The sequence below is a fragment of the Nocardia otitidiscaviarum NBRC 14405 genome, from assembly GCF_000308635.1.
Taxonomy (GTDB): Bacteria; Actinomycetota; Actinomycetes; order Mycobacteriales; family Mycobacteriaceae; genus Nocardia; species Nocardia otitidiscaviarum.
Map to the genome: position 1 here is coordinate 1 of NZ_BAGD01000248.1, position 1,054 is coordinate 1,054.

Below are 1,054 nucleotides of genomic sequence, written 5' to 3' on the forward strand. Positions count from 1 at the left end.
AGATCCGGGCGGCCGTCCTGCACGATGCGCCAATCGTTCGGGCCACCGCCGGCGGTGTGGTGGCACAGTACGCCGCGCAGGTCGAGGAAATCGCCATGCCCGCGGCCCTTCCACCCGTCGTGTTCGATCACTTTCAGACCGGCCTCACGCAGCACGTCGGCGAGCCAGACAGGATCTCCAGTCACGGCCATGTCAGCCCCTTTCCGGGTAGCGTTTGAGGATTCCGGCGCGTTTGCTGCCGGAGGATTCGAGGGCGATCACGCGGGCGATCTCGGCGGCGCTGGCGGTACGTAGGTGTGCGAGAACCTCGGTGACGGTGTGCTCGTTCGGGTCGAATCGCGTGAGGTGCGTGACGTAGGCGCGCGGCACCTCCGGCGGACGGGCCGCGGCGGCGAGTTCCTCGCGCTCGGCGAACTGGCGCGCAAGCTCGGCTTGGAGAGCACCGGAGAGTTTGTTGATGTCGACCTCGGTCGACCAATCCGCCGGCGGTGGCTCGTCTTTCCACTCGCCCGCGGCGAACATGGGGTTGATCTCCCCGGCCTTGGGCGGCCAATAGAACTCGGTTTGTCGTTCGACGCGGCGCGCACCGCCGTTCCACAACCGCTGTGACCACTGCCGGAGTCCCGCGATCGGAATCGCCATGGACGCGCCGCGCATTCCGGGCAGGCCGACCAGGAACGGAAGGAATGCCTCGGTCGGACAGTGCGGATTGCAGTTGTCGACGGTGGGGAACGCGCCGGTCGGCAGTTTCGGCGTGTGGTCGAGTCCGCACGCGCGGTGGCAGTGCTCGCAGGGACAGCGGCGGGTGCCGCATACCGTGCAGGCCCGTGGTTTCGGTGCGGGCACCGGGTGCTCGGTCATCACAGCACCGGCCGAATTGCCGCCAGCGGGGCGGCCATGATGCGCCCGTGGTAGCGCACGGGTACCTGTGTGGCCTCGTTGATCTCGTCCTCGCATTCGTCGAACTGGGCGACCTCGCCGACAAGCACGCGGGCCGCGGCGGGCCGGGGGCGCACCGACGAACGGACCGAATACGGCAGCGGTTCGCAGCGGC

2 protein-coding genes and 1 pseudogene are annotated in these 1,054 nt (G+C 68.8%); all 3 read right to left on the minus strand.

The window, feature by feature from the left end:
• Positions 1–191: pseudogene (locus ON31_RS29520) on the minus strand (N-acetylmuramoyl-L-alanine amidase); the annotation flags it as partial.
• 1 nt (position 192) lies between these two features.
• Entirely contained in the window at positions 193–861 is a 669-nt protein-coding gene (locus ON31_RS29525; protein WP_039818365.1) for a phage gene 29 protein family protein, read from the minus strand.
• Positions 861–1,054, minus strand: a 194-nt coding sequence (locus ON31_RS37055) for a hypothetical protein (RefSeq protein WP_039818366.1), incomplete at its 5' end; no start/stop codon positions are given. The genes ON31_RS29525 and ON31_RS37055, both read right to left, overlap by 1 nt.